Raw genomic sequence first — 531 nt, 5'->3', positions numbered from 1 at the left:
CGCGGGCTCCCCGGGCACAGACACCGGCACGGGCCCCCGCCCCGAGCCCCTCCGCTTCTTCGGCACCACCTGGGTGAACCACGACAACGGCTACGCCCCGCGCCGCCTCGCCGCGGCAGCCGGCTCCCTCGCCGCCGCCGTCGCCTCCTGCCTGATCCTCCGCTTCGCCTACCAGGGCCTCCAGATCGCGGACGTCGGCAGCTTCGTCACCCTCCTCGTCATCGTGATGTTCGCGGTCTGCAGCGCCCTCGCCTTCGGCCACACCTGGGAGAGCTTCAAGAAGCGCCCCGACCCCGACCGCCAGGCCTCTCTCCGCGGCCTCCTGGGCATCGGCTTCGTCGGCTCCCTCGTCGCCTACTTCTTCCGCTCCCTCACGGAGGCCCCCGGCGAGCAACTCAACCGCGAGGAGTACGAGTCGGCGCTGACCCAGCACCAGAAGCGCACAACTCGCCGCACCGGCAACCCTTCGAAGAAGCGCCGCCGGGCCTGAACGGTCCTGACCGGGGAGGGGCGGGGAGGGGCGGGGTGGAG

At 72.5% G+C, this 531-nt stretch carries 1 protein-coding gene; it reads left to right on the top strand.

Translation table 11 applies throughout. The features are described from left to right. Window positions 1-490 (top strand): EamA/RhaT family transporter (locus JHN45_RS52430; protein WP_201056577.1); only part of this gene is annotated, 490 nt, incomplete at its 5' end. Between the last annotated feature and the right edge of the window lie 41 nt (window positions 491-531).

The sequence above is a fragment of the Streptomyces sp. MBT53 genome (assembly GCF_016654115.1).
Classification (GTDB): domain Bacteria; phylum Actinomycetota; class Actinomycetes; order Streptomycetales; family Streptomycetaceae; genus Streptomyces.
The sequence above is the reverse complement of the archived record's forward strand: the minus strand, read 5'-3'. Positions and strand labels throughout refer to the sequence as shown.